The following is a 25,191-nucleotide window of genomic DNA, read 5'->3' as shown; positions in this document are numbered from 1 at the left end:
TCGATGATCGATAGCGGCATCATCAGCAAGGGCAATTTCGAGGGGGGCGAGGTGCTAGGCCTCAGACTGAACTGGCACAAGCGCTACATCACGCTAGGTCCGGTCGCGACGCTGCTTGGCCTGGCCTTCAAGGCGTACGATCCCGATCACCTCGTCGGAAGCGAGGAAGAACTCGGCATCACCGTTGCGCTGATCCCGACCGACCTGGCGGGCGTTGAGATCGGCCGTCGCCATCTGCCGGCGATGCAGGTGTTCCAGAACGGCCCGAACTGGGGCCACGACGTTTTCATCCCGCTCGACTATATCATCGGAGGCCAGGAGCGGATCGGCCAGGGCTGGAAGATGCTGATGACGGCACTTGCCGCCGGCCGCGGCATCTCGCTGCCGTCGCTGTCGGCGGCCGGCGCCGCCTACGCCGCGCGCACCGCCGGCGCCTATGCGCGCATCCGCGAGCAGTTCGGCATTTCCATCAGCAAATTCGAAGGCATCGAGGAGCCGCTCGCCCGCATCGCGGCGACGGCCTATCTGCTCGACGCCGCGCGCAGGCTCACCTGCGCCGCGCTCAACCAGGGGCATCATCCCGCGGTCATCTCCGGCATCATGAAATTGCAGGCGACCGAGCGGATGCGGATCGCGATCGACGATGCCATGGATATCCACGGCGGCAAGGCCGTGATCGACGGGCCGCAAAACTACCTCGGCGGTCTTTATCGTTCGGTGCCGGTTGGCATCACGGTGGAGGGTGCCAATATTCTCACCCGGAATCTGATCGTGTTCGGGCAAGGTGCGATCCGCTCCCATCCTTATCTCCTGCAGGAGATGAATGCGCTCGGTGAAGAAGACCGCGCCAAGGGTCTGGACGCCTTCGACAAGGCGTTCTGGCAGCATGTCGGTCACAGCATGACCACGCTGGTCCGCGCCTGGGCGAGAAGCTGGACCGGAGGAATGTTCGCGCCCGCGCCTGACGCTGGCGAAGCGAGCGGGTTCTACCGCCAGCTCTCGCGCTATTCGGCGGCGTTTGCGCTGTGCGCCGACATGGCGCTGTTGACGCTCGGCGGAGCGCTCAAGCGCAAGGAAATGATTTCGGCTCGATTCGGCGACATCCTGTCCGAATTGTACCTGTTATCGGCAGCGCTCAAGCGCTGGCAGGATGAAGGACGGCAGGCGGCCGACTTCGCCGCGCTGGAATGGTGCATGGCAACGGGCTTCCGCACCATCGAAAACCGTTTTGCCGAAATCCTGGCTAATCTGCCGAACCGCTTTGTCGCAAGCGTTCTGCAACTTATCGTCCAGCCGTTCGGGGCACGCGTGCTCGGGCCTTCCGACCGCGTGGTGCACGAATGCGCGCAGCTCGTGCTGGCGCCGTCGGCGGCGCGCGATCGGCTGACGCCGAATCTGTCGCATGTCGATGATGATCGCGGCGTCGCGCGGCTGGAAAAGGCATTTCTCCTGGTCACGGCCGCCGAAGAGATCGCGAAACGCATGCATTCCGCCCGCATTCACGATTGGCAGGAGGCGGTCAAGCGCGGCGTCATCACGCAAGCCGAAGGCCAGCAATTGGCGGCCGCCCATGAAGCCGTCGCCAAGGTGATCGAGGTCGACGATTTTGCGCCGGAAGCCCTGTCGCCGATTTACAGGAAGGGCGCGGACGTGCATCGGTTCTTTCAGGAACTGGGTGAACAAAGGGCGGCAAGCTGATGGCCCGTCCGGTCTATATTATCGACGGCAGCCGGACGCCGTTCTTGAAAGCGCGCAGCGGCCCCGGACCTTTCACGCCGGTCGACCTCGCCGTGCAATGCGGCCGTCCGCTTCTGGCACGTCAGCCCTTCGCGGCTTCCGCCTTCGACCAGGTCATTCTCGGCTGTGTCAATGTCATCGCCGACGAGATGAACCCGGCCCGCGTTGCCGCATTGCGGCTGGGCATGGGCGAGAAAATGGTCGCGTTCACGGTGCAGATCAATTGCGGCTCCGGCATGCAGTCGATCGATACCGCCTATCGCTATATCCAGCAGGGCATCTCGGACCTGATTCTTGCCGGCGGCACGGAGGCTTTGAGTTACGCCCCGCTGGTGTGGCCGGCGCAGGGAGTGCGCTGGTTCGCTGGCCTTGCCGGTGCCAGGGGAGTTCTCGGCAAGCTGGCGGCGGTGGCCAAAGCGCGGCCGGCCTATTTCAAGCCGGTGATCGGTCTTGAACGGGGCCTCACCGATCCGATTACCGAACTGAACATGGGTCAGACCGCCGAAGTGGTCGGGCACCTGTTCGGCATTACACGCGAGCAGTCGGATGCCTATGCCGTCGAAAGCCACAAGCGGCTCGCCAGCGCGCAGGAACAGGGTTTTCTCAAGGGCGAGGTCGAGACCGCGTTCGCCCGCGACGGCAAATTCTACGACCACGACGACGGTGTGCGGCCGGATTCCACGCCGGAGAAGCTCGCCGGCCTGAAGCCGGTGTTCGAACGGCCCTGGGGCGTGGTCACCGCCGGAAATTCCTCGCAAATCACGGACGGCGCCTCCTGGGTCATCCTTGCGTCCGAAGAAGCGGTGAAAAAGCATGGCCTCAATCCGAAGGCCGTCATCGTCGACAGCCACTGGGCGGCACTCGATCCTTCGATCATGGGTCTGGGTCCGGTGTTGTCGGCAACCGAGCTTCTCAAGCGCCACAATTTGTTGCTTGGCGATATCGAGACCTGGGAGTTGAACGAGGCGTTCGCCACGCAGGTGCTCGGATGTCTCGCGGCGTGGAACGACGAGAAATTCTGCCGTGAGATTTTGGGTCTCGACGGCGCGGCCGGAGAGATCGACCGCGCCAGGCTGAATGTCGATGGCGGGGCCATCAGCCTCGGCCATCCCGTCGGCACCAGCGGCAACCGTATCGTGCTGCACCTCGTCAATGCGATGAAGCGGCTGGGCACCAGGCGCGGTATCGCCACCGAATGCATCGGCGGCGGATTGGGCGGTGCCATGTTGATCGAAACGGTTTAGGGGACGCCATGCACAGCCAGATCATGGACGTGCTCGCCAATCGCGTGCTGGAACTCGGACCCCAGCCTGAAGCCGGCGGGCCCTATCGCCACTTCAAGCTGACGCGGGATGCCGACGGCATCGCCTGGCTGTTGTTCGATCGCGCCGAGGCCAGCGCCAACACCCTGTCGGCCGACGTGCTCGTGGAATTCGATTCGGTCCTCGCGGCGCTGGAGAGCGAGCGGCCCGCCGGGCTTGTGATCCGCTCGGCGAAAGCAAGCGGCTTCATCGCCGGTGCCGACGCCAACGAGTTTCGCGGCGCGACCGATTCGCACGCGGTCGAAGCGGCAATCGGCCAGGCGCATGCGGTGATCGACCGCCTTGAAGCGTTGAAGTTTCCCACCCTCGCCGTCATTCACGGCTTCTGTCTCGGCGGTGGGCTGGAAGTCGCGCTCGCCTGTCAGTCACGCATTGCGATCGATGGCGCGCGCTTTGGATTCCCGGAAGTGATGCTTGGGCTGCATCCCGGCCTCGGCGGCACCGCGCGATTTACGCAGCTCGTCAATCCGATGCAGGCGATGACGCTGATGCTGACCGGCAAGACCATCGATGCGCGAAGGGCGAAGTCGCTGCTGCTGGTCGATGCGGTGACGCAGGAGCGGCATGTGCGCAATGCCGTGAAGGATGCGGTGTTCGGCCGGTTGAGGCGTGCCCGTTCGGGCCTTATCAATAGCGTCCTGAACTCAGGCCCGGCGAGACGATTTCTGGCCTCGCGCATGCGCAGCCAGGCCGAGAAGGCCGCGCCGCACGAATATTATCCCGCGCCCTATGCCTTGATCGATCTTTGGGAAAAGCACGGCGGCGACAAGGCGGCGATGCTGGCTGCCGAAAAGACCTCGTTTGCCAATCTGATGGTGACGCCGACCGCGCAGAACCTGATCCGGGTGTTCTTCCTGCGCGATCAGATGAAGAAAGCCGCGGGCTCGGGCAATAAGGTCCACCACGTTCACGTCATCGGCGCCGGAGCGATGGGTGGCGACATCGCCGCCTGGTGCGCCAACCAGGGCATGCGGGCCACGCTTGCCGATATGAAGGCTGAACCAATTGCGGGTGCAATGAAGCGCGCCGCCGATTTGTTCGGCAAGATCAGGCGCAACCGCATCGATGTCCGCGACGCGCTCGACCGGCTGATTCCCGATCTCGACGGCGAGGGCGTGCGCACGGCCGATCTGATCATCGAGGCGGTGCCGGAGAATCTGCAATTGAAGCAGAAAGTCTATGCCTCCCTTGAGCCGAGAATGAAACAATCGGCGATACTCGCCACTAACACATCGAGCATTCCATTGCAGGATTTGCGCACGAGCCTGAAAAATCCGGAACGGCTGGTGGGCCTGCACTTCTTCAACCCGGTATCGCGCCTGCAGCTGGTCGAGGTCATCAGCCATGACGGCGCCGACCCGCAACTCTTGAAAGAGGCGCTCGCCTTTGTCGGCGCCATCGACCGTCTGCCGCTGCCGGTCAAGAGTTCCCCGGGCTTTGTCGTCAATCGCGCGCTGACGGCCTACGTGCTCGAGGCCATGGTGATGCTCGACGAGAAGATCGACAAGCTCACCATCGACGCGGCGGCGGAGAAATTCGGCATGCCGATGGGTCCGATCGAACTCGCCGATCAGGTCGGCCTCGATATTTCTCTCGCGGTCGGCGACATGCTTCGCTCGAAATTCGGTTCACTCTTGCCGCCGACGCCGGCGTGGCTGCGCGACAAGGTCGCCAGCGGCGAACTCGGACGCAAGAGCGGCAAGGGATTCTATGTCTGGAAGGGCGGCAAGGCCGACAAGGCGCGGGCCTCGTCTTCGGTGGCGCAGCCGACGGATGAGATGATCGACCGGCTTGTCCTGCCGATATCGAATGTCTGCGTCGCCTGCCTGCGCGAGGGTATCGTGGAAAATCCCGATGAGGTCGATGGCGCGATGATCTTCGGCACTGGCTATGCGCCGTTTCGCGGCGGTCCGTTGAATTACGCCCGGACCCGGGGCACGGAGAACGTCGTATCGACCTTGCGCACGCTCGCTGCCAGGTTCGGCGACCGGTTCACGCCGGATGCCGGCTGGAGTAGTTTCAAATAACAGAATCAGATTTGGACATGACCGACGCACAAGCCGTTCACGCCCCGCCTGTTGCCGAAAGCGAGCCTTGCGGCGATCTCTGCATCCGCACGCTGGCAATGCCGGCCGACACCAACCAGAACGGCGATATCTTCGGCGGCTGGCTGCTGGCCCAGATGGATGTCGGCGGCGGCGTGTTTGCCTCCAAAATCGCAAAATCGCGCACCGTCACGGTTGCGATCGAAGCGATGAATTTCCGCAAACCCGTTTTCGTCGGTGATCTCGTTTCCGTCCATGCCAATCTCGTCAGGATCGGGAGGACGTCGATCACGGTCCATCTCGAAGCCTGGGTTCTCCGCCGCAAGGAGATGCAATCGATCCTGGTGACCGACGGCAACTTCACCTATGTCGCAATCGACGATTCCGGACAGCCGCAGGCCGTCCAGCACGATGATCCGAAAATTTCGGCGTGAGCGTCACGCTTGCCTTGTTTGCTGCGCTTCTCCGCCGCATCGCACGAGACGCTTTCCAATACCGCTTGCCACGGCAACATGGCAGAATAAGCGGCGCGATCCGCTAGAGCTTGATCCGGACCCGAAGGGCCGCGTTAGCGCAAAATGGAAGCCGGTTTTCCCTTAGCCAACAACCGCGGAACACGTTTGCGCAAGGATCATGCTCAAACAAAGAGATGAGATCATGATGCGATTCCACTTGATCGCATCATGATCTAACGTCGTTTCAGTAAAGTCATTGTCAGGAGGCATGGTGTCATGAAAGCGGTTCTCAAAGCCGGATTTGTGCTGCTTGCCTGTGCGCTGGCCGCCATTGAAATCGCGACCGCTCAGCCCGCCAATTCGCCCTGCCCGTCGGAAAATTCAGCCGGCGGCACCCAGACGCTGCATTGTGAAGGCGGCGTGACGATCGTCGCCGAAAATGGCGCCCGCTTTACGCTGCAGACACGCGGCCGCAAGGGCCGGGTAGACGGGGTAGAACTCACCAGCAAGGCCTTGCTGATCGAGGTTCCGGCGAAATCCGGCGGACACAAATTCCAGGTCACCACACCGCAGGCGATCGCTGGTGTCCGCGGCACGAAGTGGGCCGTCGATGCTGCCGAGGGCAAGACGTCCGTCTTCGTCGTCGACGGGCGGGTTGCCGTCGCACCGCGAGCGAGGCGCAGCCGCGGCGTGACGTTGGCGGCTGGCGAAGGCGTGGACGTCGAGGCGGGTGCGCCTTTGACCGTCAAGCGCTGGGCTCCGGCGCGGGTGTCGGCGCTGATGGCCCGCCTTGGACAGTAAGCCAGGAATGATGAGGCGTCGTTTCCAGACCACGCTCGCCATCGCTCTGGCCGCGCTCTGGGGGTTCGGCATTTATTTCGCGCACGATCATGGCCGCCTGCGGTTTCTCGACCGCCTTGAATCCACGACCATCGATCTGCGGACGCTCATGCGAGGCGTGAAACCTCCGCCGGATTTCGTGACCATTGTCGCCATCGACGATACCATCGTGAAGCAGAAAGGCGTTTATCCGCTGAGCCGGAGCGATGTTGCGAAAATCGTGGATACGATCGCGCAGCATCAGCCGAGAGTCGTTGCGGTTGATCTGCTACTGGTCGACAAGGGCACCGACGATGCCGATGACGCTCTGGCGAAATCGCTCGCCTTGCGCCCTTGCGTCATTGCCGCCGCTGCCATCTTCCCGGAAGCTCGCCAGTCGATTTTCGCCGGGAATGGCGCGGGCCCGCTTGCCCGCCTCCCGACCGCCGAAAGATTCCTCTCGCCCCTGCAGAAATTCACTGATCATGCGCAAATCGGCATCGTCAACGTGGCAACCGATCGAACCGGTACGCCTCGATCGATCCCGATGCTGTTTCGTACGAGCGATGCGGTCGAGTTGTCATTTGCGCTTCGCGCCGTCGCGCTGGCAATCGGAAAGGAACCCACGATCGAGCCACATCGGCTGATGCTGGATCAGCGATCGGTTCCAACCGACCTCGACCATGCCCTGCCGATTACGTTCTACGGCCCACGCCGGACGATCCGCACCATCAGCGCGGCATCGGTCCTTGCCGGCGATATTGCGCCCGAAACCATCCGGGATCGGATTGTGGTTGTTGGCGCGACCGTCTCCGGGGGCGGCGACTTCTTCTCCAGTCCATTCGATTCGTTGATGCCCGGAGTCGAAATCATCGCAACCGCCATTAGCCATCTGATGGCCGGAGACGGCCCGTTGCGGGACCGATCCGTTCGCATGGCCGACGGCGTCGTCGCGGTCTTGCTGCCCGCGCTCCTCGTCGGTCTTCTGGCATGGCGCCGAAGCGCGGTAGGCCTCATTGCGGCAGTCGGCATCCTTTTGATCTGGGTCGCCACGATTTTTTTGGCATTCTCGTCGGACATTGTCCTGGGCGCGGCCGTCCCGCTCGCCGCTGTCGCCGTACCGATCGCTGTTTTCGGGGCCCTTCAGCTCTGGTCGGGCAGGCGTCAGGCGCAATATTTCGCCGCAAGGAGCGAGTTGCTCGAACAGTTTCAGGCGCCGGCCATGCAGGAATGGCTGAGGCGGGATCCGAACTTTCTTGTTGAGCCGGTCCGACAGAATGCGGCGATCGTCTTTATCGATCTGTCGGGATTCACGGCGTTGAGCGAGCAACTCGGTCCGGATGGGGTGCGGGAATTGCTGAAGGAATTTCACGCCCTGGTCGACAGGGAGGCGGTCGTCCACGGCGGCATGATCACGAGCTTTCTGGGTGATGGCGCCATGATCCTGTTCGGCTTGCCGGCGGCAACGAGCGGGGATGCATCGAGGGCAGCAAATTGCGCGGTCGGGCTTTGCGGGAGCGTCGGGCGATGGCTATCCTCGCTGCGCTCCTCAAGCGGGCCGGCTTTCGGATTCAAGGTCGGCGCTCATTTCGGCGTGATCGTTGCTTCAAGACTCGGCGGCGGAAGCTACCAGCACATCACGGCCACCGGCGACACCGTAAACGTGGCAAGTCGACTCATGGAAGTGGCGGCAAGCCACGGCGCAGAACTTGCGTTGAGCGAGGAGTTGCTCAACGCCGCAGGGCGGGATTGTGCCCTGTTCAAATCGGGTACGCTGGTCGGTCCGAAAGAAGCCCGGGTCCGCGGCCGTTCCGGGTCGCTGACGATCTGGCTGTGGCGCAGGGCAAATAGCAACTAGCGCCGCCTTGCGCGCGCCTTCTTCCATACAGGCGCCCGTTCGCTCGTGGTGTCGCATTGGCCGCTCGACTCGGATGCCGCCGTGAAGTTGACGACAGGCGCCTTCGCGCGGCTGAGCCAGAATCCGGGCCCCGGTCGCGCCGAGGCGCTGCGGCGATCGATTCAGGCGCTGATCGCCGACCGCTCGGCGGCGCGCAACGCCGATCCCGCTACCTGGGCGCCGTTCGTGCTGGTCGGAGAGGGTGGCTAAAGCCGGCGCCCGCTTGTGCTTCGGTTTTCAGTATCCGCCGCCGCCGCCGGCATTCTTGCGGTCAAAATCATCATCGTACGAGGGGAATGGATTTTGAGACTTGGCGCTTTGGACGGCGGGAGCCCGATGGACCCTCTTTGCGTGCTTCTTTACATGCTTGCTGTCATTGGTCGCAGCATTGGCGGGCGAAACCACTGGAATTGCCATCATCGGCGTCGCAAAAATAGCCAGTGCCAAAAGTCGGATCGTGAATTTTGTCATGTGCTTCTCCTCATCTCTCCCTGATCTCTGTCACGGCAGACGGCCTTGATGCCCAATGATGTCACACCGTGCCGCAGGGAACATTCCGAGGTGGTCACATCAATGTGAGGGTTTGCGTGCCGGGATGGGATCGCGCCAAGAACATGGAGCAGGTCAACCATGAATGGTTCCCGTCTCGAACGATCAAATGTTTGCAAAGCCGAGGGTGAAGCGACGCTTTCAGTCGTTTATTCGTTTGGCATGTGGAAATGTGAGCTGCCCGCTCCGATGGGCCGGCGCCTGTGATTTAATGAGAAGGGCAATTTTCTAGAAAACCGCACGAGGGCGCTCGTTGGACCGCATTTTCGACCTCTTGATCATCGGGGGCGGCGTCAATGGCTGCGGCATCGCGCGCGATGCGGCCGGGCGCGGGAATTCGGTTTTCCTCTGTGAAATGAACGATCTGGCGAGCGGGACATCGTCCTTTTCGACCAAACTCGTGCATGGCGGATTGCGCTACCTCGAATATTTCGAGTTTCGCCTGGTCCGCGAGGCCTTAATCGAGCGCGAAATCCTCTGGCGGATCGCGCCGCACATCGTCCGTCCGCTTCGCTTCGTCCTGCCGCACCATGATGGCTTGCGCCCCGCATGGCTGCTGCGGCTCGGGCTCTTCCTCTACGACCATATCGGCGGCCGGCACAGGCTGCCGCCGACGCGTTCGGTCGATCTGCGCCGCGATGCGGTCGGCAAGCCGCTCGTGCCCGGCCGCTATCAAAAGGGCTTTGAATATTCGGATTGCTTCGTCGACGACGCCCGGCTGGTCGTCCTCAGCGCCAAGGACGCCGCCGAGCGTGGCGCCGAAATCCACACCCGCACCCGCGCGGCCGAGATCAGCCAGGAGGGCGGGATCTGGCGGGTGACGGTCGAAAATACCGTAAGCGGCGCGCGCTCGACCATCCGTGCCCGCGTTCTCGTCAATGCGGGCGGGCCATGGGTCGAGCAGGTGCTGGCGTTGGGTTCGGGCGTCAACCCCAGAGCCAAGGTGCGGCTGGTGCAGGGCTCTCACATCGTCGTGCGCAAGCTTTACGAACATGATCGCGCCTACATGTTCCAGAACAGCGATGGACGCATTGTCTTTGTCATCCCCTACCAGGATGATTTCACATTGATCGGCACCACCGACCGCGACTACCACGGCGATCCGGCGCTGGTGAAAGCCTCCAGCGAGGAGATCCGGTATCTCTGCGATTCCGTCAGCGAATATCTTGCAAAGCCGATTACGCCTGAGGATGTGGTCTGGACCTATGCCGGCGTTCGCCCGCTCTATGACGATGGCGCGAGCGAAGCCAAGGCTGCGACCCGCGAATACGTTTTCGAACTCGACACGCCCGGCGGCGCGCCGCTGCTCTCGATCTATGGCGGCAAGATCACGACCCATCGCCGGCTCGCCGAAGAGGCGCTGGAGAAGCTCGCGCCGTATCTGCACGGCAGCAAAGCAAGCGAGGGATGGACCGGCAAGGCGCCATTGCCAGGAGGCGACATGGATGTCTCGGCGGTGACGGCATTGTGCGCCAGGCTCGAGAAGAACTATCCGTTTCTGTTGCCGGGCCAGGCCAGCCGGCTCGCGCACGCCTATGGCACACGTTCCGCCCGACTGCTCGGCAATGCGAAATCGGCGAGCGATCTCGGAAGATGGTTCGGTGCCGGCCTTAGCGAGGCCGAGGTCAGATACCTGATCTCGTCGGAATGGGCCCGCACCGCCGAAGACGTGGTATGGCGGCGATCCAAGCTCGGATTGCGGCTAACGGCGGCCGAGATTGCCGCCATCGACGACTGGATATCGGCCCATCAATCGACCACCGCGTCGACCGCTTCCAGCGTCGGATAATCCGTGTATCCCTCGGCGCCGCCGCCATAGAAGGTCGCCTTGTCGGGCGCGTTGAGCGGTGCGTTCCTCTTGAGACGCTCGACCAGATCGGGATTGGCGAGGAACAATTTTCCGAATGCGATCAGGTCGGCCTGGTTCGCCGACAACACCTTGTTGGCGAGTTCGAAATCGAAGCCGTTATTGGCGATATAGGCGCCATTGAAACGCTGGCGGAGAGAGCCGTAGTCGAACGGCGCGACGTCGCGCGGACCGCCGGTCGCGCCCTCGATGACATGGATGTAGACGAGCTTCAACGCGTTGAGGCGATCGACGATATGGTCGAACAGTGGCTGCGGATTGGAATCGGAAATGTCATTGGCGGGCGTCACCGGCGAAATACGAATGCCGGTTCGCTCGGCACCTGCTTCCGCGGCGACAGCCTTTGCGACTTCCAGCATCAGGCGGGCACGATTCTCGATCGATCCGCCATAGGCGTCGGTGCGCTTGTTGGTGCCGTCCTTGGCAAATTGATCCAGCAGATAACCGTTGGCGCCATGGAGTTCGACGCCGTCGAATCCGGCAGCAACCGCATTGGCGGCTGCGCGTTTGAAGCTGTCGATGATGCCGGGGATTTCGGCAAGCTCGAGCGCACGCGGCTCGGAAATGTCGGTAAAGGCGCCGCCGACGAATGTCTTGCCCTTGGCGCGAATCGCCGATGGCGCGACGGGTTTGCCGCCGCTTGGCTGCAGCGACGTGTGCGAGACCCGGCCTACATGCCAGAGCTGGATAAAGATGCGGCCGCCGCGCGCATGCACGCGGTCCGTGATCTTGCGCCAGCCGGCAACCTGTTCCTTCGAGTAGATGCCGGGGGTGTCTTGATAGCCCTGGCCCTGTTGCGAAACCTGACTGGCCTCGGTGATCAAGAGACCCGCGGAGGCGCGTTGCGCGTAATAGTCGACCGCCAGCGGACCGGGCACCAGACCCTCCACCGCGCGGTTGCGCGTCAATGGCGCCATCACCAAGCGGTTGGGAAGCGTGATCGGGCCAAGTCTGAAGGGCTCGAGAAGTTTGGACGGCTTGCTCATCTATGGATGCTCTCGGTGAATGGCGGGGCAGGCGAATGCCGGGTGAGTGAAGCCTGAAAGTGTGCATCCCCGCGACGCGCGGCAATACTTCCGAGCTATCACGATATTGCAAGCTGACCCTGCCAGATACGGCAGGTTAGGGGACGATCAAAATGCGGGAAGAACGGTCCGGATGGAATGTTATGTTCGCGATCGAGCAAAATGGAGCAAGGATCGTCTTTCCCGCGCCCGGTTCTGGCAATCATGATCTCGTCACTCCGTACCGCCCTCGGAATGATGCCTGCTCAACAACATTCGAGGTCTCAGTTCACCCCGAGAAAATCGCGCTTGCCAACTTCGACGCCGTTGTGGCGGAGAAGGCCATGGGCGATCGCAGCGTGGAAATAGAAGTTCGGAAACGCAAAGCGGTTGAGGAATTCCTGACCCTTGAGCGTGATGGTCCGCTCCGGCCCTGCAGGAAAAGTAACGTCGCGGCTGTCGGCGCCTTCGAATTGCGAAGGCGTGAACTTCTTCAGATAGTCGCTGGCCTTGGCCAGCCGTTGCCGCAACTCCTCGAAGGTCTTTTCCGTGTCCGGCATCGACGGCACCTCGATGTGGGCTAGCCGCGCACAACCTTTGGTTGCGAAATCGCAGGCGAGCTGAATCTGGCGCGACAGCGGCAGCATGTCCGGATAAAGCCGCGAGCCAAGCAGTACCTCGGGCTGAATATTCTTCGCCTTGCAATGGGCCTCGGCCTTGGTGAGGAGACCCGAGAGACTGCCGAGAATCTGCAGGAATGCCGGAACGGAAGCGTCGTAGAAGGACATGGAATGCTCTTTCAATGACTGGGGAAAATGGACCACTAGATGCTTGATCGAGATGGGCTGACCGCAGGAGAAATACAATCTATTGGCCGCTCTCGTTGGTCAATTATTCCGGAAGCCGAAACGCTATCTCACGGCGGCGCCGACCTGCGACACGGGTGTCGCGCGCGGACCGCGCATCCGCGCCAGCAATTCGGCCGTTGGCCAGGAATCGGCGGGCAGGCCATATTTGATCTGCATCGCTTTCACCGCGCTGCGGCTCTGCTGGCCCATCACGCCATCGATCTTGCCGACATTATATCCCGCGCGCACCAGAAGCTGCTGCAGCTCGCGCAATTCGTTGAGAGGCAGTTGCGCGACCGGCGCGGTCGGGCGCTGCATCGGCGGCGCGCCTGCGATGCGCGTGGCGAGATAGCCGGCCGTTGTCGAATAGATCAGCGAGTTGTTCCACTCGGTATAGGCCGCAAAATTGGCGTAGGCGAGGAAGGCCGGACCCGTGCGGCCCATCGGCAACAGCAGCGAGGCGGGCATGTCGTCGTTCGGCAAGGCCTTGCCGTCCGGATAGGTGACGCCGAGCTGCGCCCATTTTGATCGCGGCAGCTGGATGGTGAGGTCAGCCTGGTCCCAGGGAAAGTTGGCAGGTGCACTGACGCGCACTTCCTGCAGCCAGGGTTCGCCGCGTCGCCATTTCAATCCATTGGCGATGTAGTTGGCCGTCGAGCCGATCACGTCTTCAGGGCTGCTCAACAGGTTGCGACGCCCGCCATAATCCACCGCGTAGGTGAAGTAGTGCGTCGGCAGGAACTGCGTTTGGCCGAGCTCGCCGGCCCAGGAGCCGACCATTTCCTCGGGGCTGAGATCGCCGCGGTCGATGATCTTCAGCGCAGCTATGGTCTCGCCGACGAATCGCTCGGAGCGGCGGCAATCGTAAGCCAGTGACACCAGCGAGCGCAGCGTCGGCAGATTGCCCATGTTGGCGCCGAAGTCGCTCTCCAGCCCCCAGAACGCGGCGATCACCGCCGGCGGCACGCCATATTCCTTCTCGGCGCGGGCGAAGGCGGCGGCATAGGTTTTGATCCGCCCTTGGCCCTGTTGCATCCGGTAAGGTGCCGCCATGCGGCCGGCGAACTGGGTGAATACCTGTCCGAACACGCGCTGGCCGCGATCGCGGTTGACGATGCCCTGATCGTAGACGAGGTAAGGCGCAGCTTCAGCGATGGCGCGCTGCGACACGCCCCCCGCAATGGCCTGTTGCTTCAGCTCGGCCAGGAAGCGGTCGAAACTCGCGCCATTATGGCAGGCCGCCGCACGGGGGGACGGCGGGGCAGGGGGTCTGGCAGTGATCAGGGGCTGGCCAGGTGGCGGCAGCAACTGGGCCTGCAGCGGCGAGGAAACGCACACGAGCCCTGCGCAAATCGCGCCGAGCAAAATTCCGGATATCGAAGGCGTCCGCATGCCTTTACCGCCTGGCGTGAAGTCGATCGAGATGGCCCTGTGGTAGCATCGCCGTCAGGTCCGGTCTATCGAGTTGGCCGGCCAGAGGGGAGTTTTGCCCAGGGACTCGGCACCCCGCCGCAACAAGCGCCCGGATTCATCCACGACTCGCGCGCGCAAACTCAATATAGTTGGATCATCATTGGATCGTCGCCAGCGGTCCGATGGAACCGCCAGCCGATCGATGCCTGGCGGAGATTTCAGGCGGGGCGTGGGACCTTTTATGGATCATTTGCGCGGCAAGGCCATCATTGCATCCGGCTTTCATACCACCAGACCAGGCGAGATCGATTTCTTCCAGAATGCCCTGATTGCGGTTGGCAACGACGGCGCCATTCTTTCCGTCCATCGCCCGCATGAGAAGGGCTACGCCGAAGAGAAGGAAAAGCACACCGGGCGGCTTGTGAGCTTGCCGCACGGCTCGTATCTGTTGCCGGGTTTCGTCGACCTGCATGTTCACGCGCCGCAATACCCGCAGCTCGGAAGCGCGCTCGACGTTCCGCTCGAGGTCTGGTTGCAGAAATACACTTTCCCGCTCGAAGCACGCTATGCCGATGCCGCCTTCGCACGGCGCAGCTATCGTCTGCTGGTCGACGACCTGATCGCCAATGGCACCACCACGGCGCTGTATTTTGCGACTATTCACCAGGAGGCCACGCGCATTCTCGCCGACGTTTGCCTTGAGGCCGGCCAGCGTGCCCTGATCGGCAAGGTCGTGATGGATAATGCCGACCAGTGTCCGGACTATTACCGCGATGCGTCGAGCGATGCGGCGCTACGCAGCACGGGAGACCTGATCGGCTACATCAGGAGCCATCCGGATAATACGGCAGGGCTTGTCAAACCGGTCGTGACGCCGCGTTTCATTCCCTCCTGCACCGACGCAACGCTTGAAGCGCTTGGCGCGCTGGCAAAGCAATGTGATTGCCATGTTCAGACCCATTGCTCGGAAAGCGATTGGGAACACGGCTATGTGCTGGAGCGGCATGGCGTCACCGACACCGAGAGCCTTGATCGTTTCGGGCTGCTCGGCCGCCACACGGTGCTCGCGCATTCCAACCTGATCAGCGCCGCCAACATGGACACGATCCGCTGGCGCGGTTCCGGCATCGCGCATTGTCCGCTGTCCAACGCCTATTTCTCGAGCGCCGTCTTTCCGTTGAAAGCCGCGCTCAAGAAGGGACTGCATGTCGGGTTGGGTACCGATATTTCCGGCGGTCCGAGCGGATCGCTGTTCGACAATATGCGCAGCGCGATTTTTGTCGCGCGCCTGCTCGAAAGCGGCGTCGACCCGAACCTGGGGCCTGCCGAGCGTAGCCGCCATTCGGGAACCTGGATCGACTTTCGCGAAGCCTTTTATCTCGCCACCGCTGGCGGCGGCGTAGCGCTCGACCTGCCGGTGGGGCAGTTCTCGAAAGGCTACCAGTTCGACGCCATCGTGATCGACACGGCTTCGCAGCGCGGCACGATCCGGCTCTGGGACGACCTCGATCAAGGCGAGAACATCCTGCAGAAAATCATTTATACTGCGTCCAGGCCGAATATCGCCAGGGTCTGGATCGGCGGGCGAGAGGTGTCGCGATCGCCGGACTTCAACTGATTTTTGAAAAAGCAAAAAGGAAACTCGCGTTGATATTTCCGTTGCGCGTCGGTTCGGAGACGAAATGACCAGAGGCTGCATCCAGTTTCGCAGGAGGGACCGCATCGTTCGGCTGGAGCGGTTTTCGCCGCAATCGACGGTGCTCGACTGGCTGCGGATCGAGGAGCGCTCCACCGGTACCAAGGAAGGTTGCGCGGAAGGTGATTGCGGCGCCTGCACCGTCGTCATCGCCCGGGAACAGGACGGTCGGCTGAATTATGAGCCGGTGAACGCCTGCATCGTCACGCTCGGCCAGCTCGACGGCTGCGAGCTCATCACGGTGGAGGATCTCGCGGACGAAGGCAGATTGCATCCGGTGCAGACCGCGCTTGCCGCCGGGCACGGCTCGCAATGCGGCTTTTGTACGCCGGGCATTGTCATGAGCCTGTTCGCTCATTTCCACGGCGAAGGCGACAGGACCGACCGCGCAGGGATCAACGATGCGCTGGCCGGCAATCTCTGCCGCTGCACCGGTTATCGATCCATCGTCGATGCCGCCCGCAAGGCCTGTGCCGGGCCGGCGACGGATCGCTTCGCTGCAAGGCAGGGCGAAACCCTCGCGGCATTGAAACAGCTCAATGACGGAGCCAACATCTTTGTCGGCAACGACACGCACTTCTTTGCTTCTCCTTCGAGTGAATCCCTGCTCGCGCTGCTTTTTGAGCGCCATCCGGACGCCAGAATCATCGCCGGAGCCACCGATGTCGGTCTGTGGATCACCAAGAAGCTTTTGACGCTCGACAAGATCATCCATGTCGGCCGCGCCGGCCTCGACAGGATCGAGGAGACGGCTGACGCGTTTCAATTCGGTGCGGCGGTCACGCTGGCGCGCGCGATGTCGTCGCTGGCCTCGATCGATCCGGACATTGGCGAAATCGTGCGGCGGTTCGGCTCGGTGCAGGTGCGCGTGGCCGGTACGGTCGGCGGGAGCATTGCGAACGCCTCACCGATCGGCGATCTGGCGCCGCTCTTCATCGCGCTCGGCGGGACAATCGAACTGCGCAAGGGCAATGCGATACGCAATTTGCCGCTCGAACAATTTTTCATCAGCTACGGCAAGCAGGACCGTGAGCCGGGCGAATTCGTCCGCAGCCTTTCCGTGCCGAAATTGCCTCCCGCGACCTTCTTCAAGGCGTTCAAGATCAGCAAGCGCTTCGACGAGGACATCACCGCCGTGCTCGGTGCTTTCCGGATCGGTGTCGAGGCGGGGCGCATCATTTCGGCGCGCGTTGCGTTTGGAGGGATGGCGGCGACGCCGAAACGCGCTTTGGCGGTGGAAGGCGCACTGCTTGACACCTCGCTGGACGATTCCGCGGCCTGGCGCAACGCGGCCGAAAAGATCGGCGACGATTTTACGCCGTTGACCGACATGCGCGCCAGCGCGGAATACCGCAACCGCGTGGCCAAAAACCTCGTCATCAAGGCGCTCGCGGAGATTGCCGGCGCGTCGAGCGGGGCAACACGCATTCTCGATTCCCGGGAGGCTGTTGATGTCGTCCGTTGAGCCGGCCACGAGGGTCTTGCGTCACGTGCGTCAGGCGACGCCGCATGACAGCGCTTTCAAGCATGTGCAGGGCGCCGCCGACTATGTCGACGATATTCGCGAACCGGAAGGGACGCTGCACGTGGCGATCGGCGGCTCGCCGGCGGCGAGAGGCCGCCTCGTCCGGCTTGATCTCGACAAGGTGCGCGCCTTTCCCGGAGTCCGCGCGGTGCTTACCGCAAAGGACATTCCCGGGAAAAATGATATTTCGCCCGCTCATGCCGACGAGCCGGTGTTTGCCGCCGATCATGTGATGTTTCACGGTGAGCCGGTTTTCGCCGTGATCGCGACCACGCGCGACATTGCGCGACGAGCGGCGCTGCTCGCTGTAATCGAGATCGAACGTGAAGAGCCCAATGTTACGGTCGATGAGGGGCTTGCTTCCGGGGAAACCGTTTTACCCGATTACGAATTTGTCGGCGGCGATGCGAAGACTGCGATCGCCAGATCGCCGCATCGCCAAAGCGGTGTCTTGAGGATCGGGGGCCAGGAGCATTTTTATCTGGAGGGTCAGGTCGCATTTGCCGTGCCGGGCGAAGACAACGACATGCTGGTCCACTCGTCCACCCAGCATCCTTCCGAGGTTCAGCATATCGTGGCGCGCGTGCTCGGCGTGGCGGACTCGTTTGTCACCTGCCAGGTGCGGCGCATGGGCGGCGGCTTTGGCGGCAAGGAAACGCAGGCGACGCAATGGGCGGTGATTGCCGCACTTGCCGCGCGCGCTACCGGCCATGCCTGCAAGCTACGCCTCGACCGCGACGACGACATGATGATGACCGGCAAGCGGCACGATTTCCGGGTCGACTGGTCGGTCGGCTTCGATGGCCGCGGCCGAATCGAGGGCGTCGATCTTGCGCTCGCAGCGCGCTGCGGCTGCTCCGCCGATCTGAGCATTGGCGTGGTGGACCGCGCCATGTTTCACTCCGACAATGCCTACTTCCTCCCCGAATTCAGAATTCATTCCACGCGCGTCAAGACCAACACCGTTTCCAACACCGCGTTTCGCGGTTTCGGCGGTCCGCAAGGCGTTCTTTCGATCGAACGCGTCGTCGATGCCATCGCCTGGCATCTTGGTCTCGACCCGCTCGATGTGCGCAAGGCCAACCTCTATCGCAGCGGCGGCGATGTGACGCCCTACGGCCAGACCGTCGAAGACCATGAGGTGATCCATCGTCTGATCGAACAACTCGAGCGAACCTCGGACTACAGGCGCCGCCGCAAGGAGATCGGGAAATTCAATGCCTCCTCGCCGATCCTCAAGCGCGGGATCGCGCTGACGCCGGTAAAATTCGGCATTTCCTTCACGCTCACGCATCTCAACCAGGCCGGTGCCCTGGTTCACGTCTATCAGGACGGCTCGGTGCATCTCAATCACGGTGGCACCGAGATGGGACAGGGCCTGTTTCAGAAGGTGGCGCAAGTCGCCGCGGAAGAATTCGGCATCGCGCTCGACCGCGTGCGCATCACCGCGACCTCGACCGACAAGGTGCCGAACACCTCCGCCACCGCGGCGTCAGCCGGCACCGACCTGAACGGAATGGCCGTGCAAATCGCCTGCCGCGAAATCAAGGCGCGGCTTGCACAGTTCGCGGCAAGTACCTGGAGCGTTTCCGAGGATTTGATCGAATTTCGTGACGACCAGGTTTTTATCGGCAACGAGAGCGTTCCGTTCGCCGAGCTTGCCAAGCGCGCCTATGGCGCGCGCATCCACCTGTCGGCGGCCGGCTTCTACAAGACACCGAAACTGCATTGGGACCGCGCCAAGGCCAAGGGCAGGCCGTTCCTTTACTTTGCCCACGGCGCAGCCTGCAGCGAGGTCACGATCGACGTCACAACTGGCGAGATGAGGATCGAGCGCGTCGACATCTTGCACGACGTCGGCCGTTCGCTCAATCCGGCGATCGACATCGGGCAGATCGAGGGTGGCTTCGTGCAGGGCATGGGTTGGTTGACCACCGAAGAACTGGTCTATGACGAAGATGGCCGTCTGCTGACGCACGCGCCTTCGACCTACAAGATTCCGGTGGCTTCCGACGTGCCGGAAGATTTCCGTGTTGCGCTGTTTGCGAACGAAAACCAGGAAGCGACGATCTATCGCTCCAAGGCCGTCGGCGAGCCGCCGTTGATGCTGGCGACGTCCGTATTCGCGGCGATCGCGGACGCGGTTCATTCGCTCGATCCCGGCCAGGGCGTGGCTCTGGATGCGCCGGCGACGCCGGAATCGATCCTCAAGGCGGTTGGAACTTTCGATGCCGCCGCGGCATTGGCAAAGGGCCACGGCGGCGTCGGCGAAAACGGGCCGGTTTGAATGCAGGTGTGGCGACGAATTCAACAATCGCTTGAAAAGCAACGTCGCGCGGCCTTGATCAGTGTCGTCAAGGTGGAGGGGTCGGCGCCCCGCGAGGTGGGCGCGCGCATGGTGATCCAGAAGGACGCCGGATTTTTCGGCACCATCGGCGGAGGCCGCCTCGAATTTGAGACGCTCGCGGTTGCTGACCATGCGCTCTCAGTGGAGACGCCTTCGGCGTCCCTCCGTGTCTGGCCACTCGGTCCCAATCTGGGCCAGTGCTGCGGCGGATCGGTAACGACCCTGATCGAGACCTTCGATAGCGTCGACCTCGCTGATATTCGAGAACTCGCAGCCGCCGAGGAAGCCGGGCCCTTCCTCGCGCTCAGCCGAATGACGAAGGGTGGCCGGGTTGCGCGGAAGATTGTGGATCGAGCTCCAGGCGGCGTCGGCGGTGCGGCCTTCTCTGCGGAGCAATTCGTGGAGCGGTTCGGTGAGGTGGGCGAGACGGTGCTGCTGTTCGGAGCCGGCCATGTCGGGCGCGCGGTCGTTCTTGCGCTGTCGCAGCTTCCTTTCTCGGTGCGCTGGATTGATTCCCGCTCCGACCAATTTCCGGATTACGTGCCAGCCAACGTGGTCACGGTGAGGACGGACGAGCCCGAGCGCGAGATCGATCTGGCGCCTTCCGGTGCGTTCGTCTTGATCATGACGCACTCCCACCCGCTCGACTACTCGATCGCAGCGTCAGCGCTGCGTCGCGCCGATCTTGGATTTGTCGGCTTGATCGGGTCGGTGACCAAGCGCGCCCGATTTGCCAGTCAGGCAAGGCAGCTCGGCCTTTCCGAGCAGCAGATCGCGCGACTGGTCTGTCCGATCGGATTGCCCGAGATCAAGGGCAAGCAACCCAGCATCATCGCCGCGAGCGTGGCGGCGCAGCTTTTGACGGCGCGAGAACGCGCAAAACCGCCAACGCCGTCGCGATAAACCGTTACGGCGAGGAGCCGAAATCGGGCGCGTGCAGCAATCCGGTTGTTCTCTTCGTGCCACGCCCTGCTTGGTAGCAGGCCTCTGTGCTCATGCACCAGTTTGGCAAAGATCGAGGACCAATTGCGGCTGAATGCCGCAAAATAAGACATGCTATCCCAAATGATTGAGGATAACATTTCTTCGCCGTGGTCCAAATTTCGGCTAGCCGCCAAGCACAGTCGGTGGAGCCAATGCAGCAGATTGCGGACTGGCTCGAGAAGCTTGGGCTTGGGCAATACGCGCTGCGTTTTGCCGAGAACGGGATCGATCTGAGCGTTCTTCCCGAACTGACGGAGGAGGACTTCGACAGGCTCGGGGTGCTTCTCGGCCATCGCCGCAAAATGCTGAGCGTGATCGCCGAACTCAATCAAGCCGAAGTCATCACCGAGCGGGCTCGCGGGCACGATGCCGAGCGGCGCCACCTCACCGTGATGTTCTGCGATCTGGTAGGCTCAACGGCGCTCTCGGCGCGCCTCGATCCCGAGGACATGTGGGAGGTGATCCGTGCCTATCGGGCCGCGTGTGCGAGGGTCATTGCGGCCTATGACGGCATGATAGCGAGGTTTGTGGGCGATGGAATACTCGCCTATTTCGGCTATCCCCGCGCGCACGAGGATGACGCGGAGCGCGCAGTGCGGGCGGGGCTCGACATCATCGCCGCAATAGGGCCGCTCGAAACGCGCGCGGAAGAGCGTGCCGAGGTGCGGATCGCGATCGCGAGTGGACTTGTGGTGGTAGGCGATCTTATCAGCGGAGGCACGTCAGAGGAGCAAGCATTGGTCGGTGATACACCGAACGTTGCTGCCCGGCTCCAGAGCCTGGCGGAGCCAGGGGTGGTTGTCGTTGCTGCCTCGACGCGCCGTCTGCTCGGTGATTTGTTCACTTTTCGCAACCTCGGCCGCCGCGGGATCAAAGGCCTCTCCGAACCGATCGCGGTCTGGGCGGTCGAAGGCGCTGCCGCATCGGAGAGCCGCTTCGACGCGGTGCGCACGGCGCGCTCGATTGGCTTTGTCGGCCGCAAGGCGGAGATCGAATTCGTGCTCTCACGCCAGCAGTTGGCGTGGCAGGGCCAAGGCCAAATGGTGTTGATTTCCGGTGACGCCGGAATCGGCAAATCGCGCATTGTGGCAACGCTCTTCGAGAGCCTTCCGCTGGGGTCGTACCGCCGGGTCCGGTATCAGTGCTCGCCCTACCACACCAACAGTGCGCTTCATCCTTTCATCGCTCAGCTCGAGCGCGCTGCCGAGATCAGGTCAAATGACACGTCCGCGCAAAAGCTCGACAAGCTTGAGGCAATGCTTGCGCTTGGAACGCAGCAGGTGGCCAAGGCGGCGCCGCTCATTGCCGCGCTTCTTTCGATCCCGACCGGCGAGCGCTATCCGCCGCTCAGCTTGAGTCCGGTGCAGCAGCGGCGGCAGACATTCGCCGCCCTTCTCGACCAGGTTGAGGGGCTGGCACAGCAGCAACCCGTGCTGGTCGTCTGCGAGGACATGCATTGGGCTGACGCCACGACGCTGGAGCTGTTCGACCTCACGGTGGATCGGATCAGGGGACTGCCGATACTCGTGCTCATGACATTCCGGCCCGAGTTCGAGCCGCCTTGGGCGGGCCTTGTCAACGTCAGCCTGCTTCGGCTCGATCGGCTTGACCGGCAGGACACGCGCGCCCTGGTCGAGCAGGTGACCGTCGGTCGACAACTGCCGGGCGAAATGATGACACAGATCATCGACAAGACGGACGGCATTCCGCTGTTCGTCGAGGAATTGACCAAGATGGTGCTGGAGTCCGGATTGCTCGTGGAAGCTTCCGGGCGCTATTGCCTCAATAGTCCGCTACCGCCGCTCGCGATTCCTGCGACGCTGCAGGACTCGCTTATGGCGCGGCTTGACCGGCTGGCGCCGGTCAAGGAGGTGGCACAGATAGGCGCTGCCATCGGCCGCGACTTCCCATACACGCTGCTGCGATGCGTTGCGGGCCGCGATGATCTGACGCTGAGCGCCGCGCTCGGGCAGCTCGAAGAGGCCGAACTGCTGTTGCGCCGCGGGACGCCGCCGGAAGCGAGCTATAGCTTCAAGCATGCGCTCGTTCAGGAAGCGGCTTATGAGAGCTTGCTCAAGAGCCGCCGGCAAGTGCTCCATAAGCAAATTGGCGAGGTCCTGCGTGACAAGTTTCCGGGCAACGCCGAGACCGAGCCTGAAGTCGTGGCATACCACTTCACTGAAGCGGGGTTGAGCGGGGTAGCCCTGGAGTGGTGGCGCAAGGCTGGCCAGCAGGCGTTGAAACGTTCGGCGTATTCCGAGGCAATCGCGCATCTCGGCAAGGCGGTTGCCATCGCTGACGAACTGCCGGTTGAACGGGGCCCAGCCATGAACAGGCTCGATCTTCAAATCGCATATGGCCGTGCGCTGCGGGGTAGCCTTGGCCACAGCGCGCCGGAAACGGTGACGGCATGGACCCGCGCACGACAGTTGGCAGCCGACATTGATGATCCGGTTGAACTGGCGCCGATCCATTCGGGCTTGTTCAATGCCTGCTTGACTCACGGCGAGATCGCGCCGATGCGGGAGTTGGCGGCGGCAATAATGAGCGCTGCCAACCAGCGACCGGAATCGCCGGTGGCAGCAATCGTCGCACACTGGACAAGCGGGGTAACCTGCTGGCTCGCGGGCGATTACTTGAACGCGAGAGTTCATCTTGAGCAAGCACTCGCGATCTATCGTGCCGAACCGAACCCCGCGACCTTCAAGGCTTCGACACTGGACCTGCCGTCCGTGATCATGAGGTTCCTTGCGCTGGTGCTTTGGCCGCTTGGGAGCATTGATCGATCGCGGCAGCTCGCGCGCGAAGCGGTGAGTGCGCCGGGAGAAAAGCGTGCGCTTGCGGAAGCCAATGCGCTTGTCCAGAAGGCCGTTTTCGACGGACTATGCGGGGTGCATCCACCCCTGTTGCAGCAAACAGAGACGATCCTTGCTCTCGCCCGCGAGCATGCGATGCCGTTGTACGTGGCCGCCGGCACCTACCTGAACGGCTTGGCAAAGTGGCGTGCGGGCGATGGAATGAGCGGTCTCACGCAGATGCGCCGAGGTTGGACATTACTTCACGAAAATGACTGTTACCTTTGTGAACCATTTTGGGCGATGCAGGTTGCCGTGGCGAATGCAGAGGCAGGGCAAGTCGAGACTGGATTGGAAATTTTGAGGGAATTGAGCGTCTGGACGGAACAATCCGGCCAGCATTGGCTCGATGCCGAACTGCATCGTGTCCAGGCTGAGCTTTTGTTGCGTTGTGACCCGCCGAACGTTTCCAGTTCCGAAGATGCCTTCAACAGAGCCCTGGAAATTGCCCGAAGCCAACAGACAAAGACTTTCGAGCTGCGCAGCGCACTTGGACTTGCGCGCCTTTGCAGATCAAATGGCCGAGCGGGGGTATCAGAGCTGCTCGCTCCAGTCCTCGTCGATTTTGATAGGGGACAAGATCTCCCCGAAGTTCAAGAAGCGGAAAAGCTGCTAAACCTGAGCACGATGCCAGCCAGCTATTCTCTTGAAGGATTCGGTAGATCGCAAACGAACTCGCCGCGCGCATCTTGAGTTCTAGAGCATGATCCGGACCCGGAAGGCCAAGTCCAACGGTGCATTCGCTGGCTTCTTAGCTCAACAAAGTACGTGTCTTCCTGTTGGCGTCATAGATTTCTATTTGGAGCATCGGATAAGCCGACTTCAGTTTTCGACCTGATGCTTCAGCTGCGTCGACGGTGTCAAATTCTGACTTAAAATGACCATCGACAATCGTTACGAACCCTTCAACCGGAGGCCGGTCCGCTCGTAGTGGTTTCTTTGGCGCTGGCTCTTCAAGTGAGAGAACAGGTTTTTTCATGATTTGATCCCTTTGCAATCGTCGTAACAATTTCCTTCGCGATGATGGTGGACTATCCACCTTAGCGGGCGATATTGCTACGAGCTTGATCGTTCCCTATTGCGAGGCGGCGCCTGCCGGACTCAGTCAACCCAAGAGTTCCAAGTCGTCGTAGCGCATAGCCCAAAACAACCAGGCGTTCCCAATGCATCTGGGGAATATCGCCTTGGGCATCTCCCTTGCCGACTTCACGCAACGAATCAAACTCTTCGGTGCTCAATAAAGCGGGTGGATCGCCGACCATCCTGCTATGCGACATTCCGAAAATCCAAGCTGCCGCGCGTCAGTGCCATTTGCTTGCCTCCTAGACGACGTTCTGCCTTCGAGCGATGTCTGATCGCCGCGAAACACGCTCTCCCTTCCCGATAGTCACTCAACTGGCTTGGCTTTTGCTGCCTTTACCGGCGCCAGATCGATCTCTGCAATCCTGCGAAGGCACTCGGCCTCGGAATCGTGCGGCCCGGAGACGAACGTTCCGCTCACTTTCGTGCTGTACCAGCCGGATACGACGCCAAGCCGAAGCGACTCTTCTGTTTTGACGTGACGCGGCGAAAGATTTTGCATGGAGTAACCGGCTTTCAGGTTGGCGTTCGACCTTCTGTCGACCGCTGACGTTTTCTTTGGCTCCGGCTCGTGATTGGGGCGAACGGGTTTCTTCATCGTCAGCCCTTCACGAGCACCGTGATACTCAAGTGAGCCTATGAAAGGCCGGCGGCAAAGGCTCGCGCACCAGTTCAGTTAGATCAAGAACCTCAGCGCTCTCCGTGACGTCTGAGAACAGGACCTCGACAAAGGGATGCTGGCGGTTGA

At 62.0% G+C, this 25,191-nt stretch carries 19 protein-coding genes and 2 pseudogenes; 13 read left to right on the top strand and 8 right to left on the bottom strand.

Annotated elements, in window-relative coordinates; all coding sequences use genetic code 11:
• The 7 genes and pseudogenes from VNX23_RS05035 to VNX23_RS05005 all read left to right on the top strand — a co-directional run.
• On the top strand, nt 1-1,698 hold a 1,698-nt coding region (locus VNX23_RS05035), incomplete at its 5' end, for an acyl-CoA dehydrogenase (protein WP_325628083.1).
• Complete coding sequence (locus tag VNX23_RS05030) at nt 1,698-2,981, top strand: acetyl-CoA C-acetyltransferase (protein ID WP_325628082.1); 1,284 nt, start codon at nt 1,698-1,700, stop codon at nt 2,979-2,981. The genes VNX23_RS05035 and VNX23_RS05030, both read left to right, overlap by 1 nt.
• An 8-nt stretch (nt 2,982-2,989) precedes the next feature.
• On the top strand, nt 2,990-5,086 hold the full coding sequence (locus VNX23_RS05025) for a 3-hydroxyacyl-CoA dehydrogenase NAD-binding domain-containing protein (protein ID WP_325628081.1): 2,097 nt from the start codon (nt 2,990-2,992) through the stop codon (nt 5,084-5,086).
• A 17-nt stretch (nt 5,087-5,103) separates the two neighbouring features.
• Complete coding sequence (locus tag VNX23_RS05020; protein ID WP_325628080.1) at nt 5,104-5,538, top strand: acyl-CoA thioesterase; 435 nt, start codon at nt 5,104-5,106, stop codon at nt 5,536-5,538.
• Nucleotides 5,539-5,835: 297 nt separating this feature from the next.
• Nucleotides 5,836-6,360, top strand: coding sequence for a FecR family protein (locus tag VNX23_RS05015; RefSeq protein WP_325628079.1), 525 nt, complete (start codon nt 5,836-5,838; stop codon nt 6,358-6,360).
• Nucleotides 6,361-6,370: 10 nt separating this feature from the next.
• Entirely contained in the window at nt 6,371-8,236 is a 1,866-nt protein-coding gene (locus tag VNX23_RS05010) for an adenylate/guanylate cyclase domain-containing protein (protein WP_325628078.1), read from the top strand.
• A 15-nt stretch (nt 8,237-8,251) separates the two neighbouring features.
• Nucleotides 8,252-8,485: pseudogene (locus tag VNX23_RS05005) on the top strand (CHAT domain-containing protein); the annotation flags it as partial.
• Nucleotides 8,486-8,512: 27 nt separating this feature from the next.
• Here the strand turns inward: VNX23_RS05005 and VNX23_RS05000 are convergent.
• On the bottom strand, nt 8,513-8,746 hold the full coding sequence (locus tag VNX23_RS05000; protein ID WP_325628076.1) for a hypothetical protein: 234 nt from the start codon (nt 8,744-8,746) through the stop codon (nt 8,513-8,515).
• 331 nt (nt 8,747-9,077) lie between these two features.
• On the opposite strand from VNX23_RS05000, the gene glpD reads away from it, so the two are divergent.
• Nucleotides 9,078-10,613, top strand: a complete 1,536-nt coding sequence (gene glpD / locus VNX23_RS04995; protein ID WP_325628075.1) for a glycerol-3-phosphate dehydrogenase — start codon at nt 9,078-9,080, stop codon at nt 10,611-10,613.
• Here the strand turns inward: glpD and VNX23_RS04990 are convergent.
• The 3 genes from VNX23_RS04990 to VNX23_RS04980 form a co-directional block, all read right to left on the bottom strand.
• The gene (locus tag VNX23_RS04990) at nt 10,574-11,677 is read right to left on the bottom strand and encodes an alkene reductase (RefSeq protein ID WP_325628074.1); all 1,104 of its coding nucleotides are present in this window, start codon (nt 11,675-11,677) and stop codon (nt 10,574-10,576) included. The two genes, glpD and VNX23_RS04990, sit on opposite strands and share 40 nt — an antisense overlap.
• A gap of 302 nt (nt 11,678-11,979) precedes the next feature.
• A complete protein-coding gene (locus VNX23_RS04985) occupies nt 11,980-12,483 on the bottom strand; it encodes a DUF1993 domain-containing protein (RefSeq protein ID WP_325628073.1) in 504 nt (167 codons plus the stop codon).
• A gap of 123 nt (nt 12,484-12,606) precedes the next feature.
• Nucleotides 12,607-13,935, bottom strand: a complete 1,329-nt coding sequence (locus tag VNX23_RS04980) for a lytic murein transglycosylase (protein WP_325628072.1) — start codon at nt 13,933-13,935, stop codon at nt 12,607-12,609.
• A 262-nt stretch (nt 13,936-14,197) separates the two neighbouring features.
• Between VNX23_RS04980 and guaD the strand changes: the two genes are divergently transcribed.
• The 5 genes from guaD (at nt 14,198) to VNX23_RS04955 (ending at nt 24,056) form a co-directional block, all read left to right on the top strand.
• Nucleotides 14,198-15,574 carry a guanine deaminase gene (gene guaD / locus VNX23_RS04975; RefSeq protein ID WP_325628071.1) on the top strand — a complete coding sequence of 459 codons (1,377 nt, stop codon included), beginning with the start codon at nt 14,198-14,200 and terminating at the stop codon, nt 15,572-15,574.
• A gap of 64 nt (nt 15,575-15,638) precedes the next feature.
• A complete protein-coding gene (xdhA, locus tag VNX23_RS04970) occupies nt 15,639-17,117 on the top strand; it encodes a xanthine dehydrogenase small subunit (protein WP_325628070.1) in 1,479 nt (492 codons plus the stop codon).
• A complete protein-coding gene (xdhB, locus tag VNX23_RS04965) occupies nt 17,104-19,464 on the top strand; it encodes a xanthine dehydrogenase molybdopterin binding subunit (protein ID WP_325628069.1) in 2,361 nt (786 codons plus the stop codon). Before xdhA ends, xdhB begins: the two co-directional genes overlap by 14 nt.
• Nucleotides 19,465-20,427 carry a xanthine dehydrogenase accessory protein XdhC gene (gene xdhC / locus VNX23_RS04960; protein ID WP_325628068.1) on the top strand — a complete coding sequence of 321 codons (963 nt, stop codon included), beginning with the start codon at nt 19,465-19,467 and terminating at the stop codon, nt 20,425-20,427.
• 233 nt (nt 20,428-20,660) lie between these two features.
• On the top strand, nt 20,661-24,056 hold the full coding sequence (locus VNX23_RS04955) for an AAA family ATPase (protein ID WP_325628067.1): 3,396 nt from the start codon (nt 20,661-20,663) through the stop codon (nt 24,054-24,056).
• Nucleotides 24,057-24,114: 58 nt separating this feature from the next.
• Here the strand turns inward: VNX23_RS04955 and VNX23_RS04950 are convergent, their stop codons facing one another.
• From VNX23_RS04950 to VNX23_RS04935, 4 genes and pseudogenes are all read right to left on the bottom strand, one after another.
• Nucleotides 24,115-24,342 (bottom strand): hypothetical protein, encoded by a 228-nt coding sequence (locus VNX23_RS04950; RefSeq protein ID WP_325628066.1) that lies wholly within the window; start codon nt 24,340-24,342, stop codon nt 24,115-24,117.
• Nucleotides 24,343-24,403: 61 nt separating this feature from the next.
• Nucleotides 24,404-24,625 (bottom strand): hypothetical protein, encoded by a 222-nt coding sequence (locus VNX23_RS04945; protein WP_325628065.1) that lies wholly within the window; start codon nt 24,623-24,625, stop codon nt 24,404-24,406.
• A 125-nt stretch (nt 24,626-24,750) separates the two neighbouring features.
• Entirely contained in the window at nt 24,751-25,041 is a 291-nt protein-coding gene (locus VNX23_RS04940) for a hypothetical protein (protein WP_414642946.1), read from the bottom strand.
• Between the two features lie 28 nt (nt 25,042-25,069).
• Nucleotides 25,070-25,191, bottom strand: a pseudogene (locus VNX23_RS04935) (signal transduction histidine kinase); the annotation flags it as partial.

The organism is Bradyrhizobium sp. (assembly GCF_035570375.1).
In the GTDB taxonomy this organism is placed as follows: Bacteria; Pseudomonadota; Alphaproteobacteria; order Rhizobiales; family Xanthobacteraceae; genus Bradyrhizobium.
Note: the sequence above shows the minus strand (reverse complement) of the source record. Positions and strands in the feature narration are given on the sequence as shown.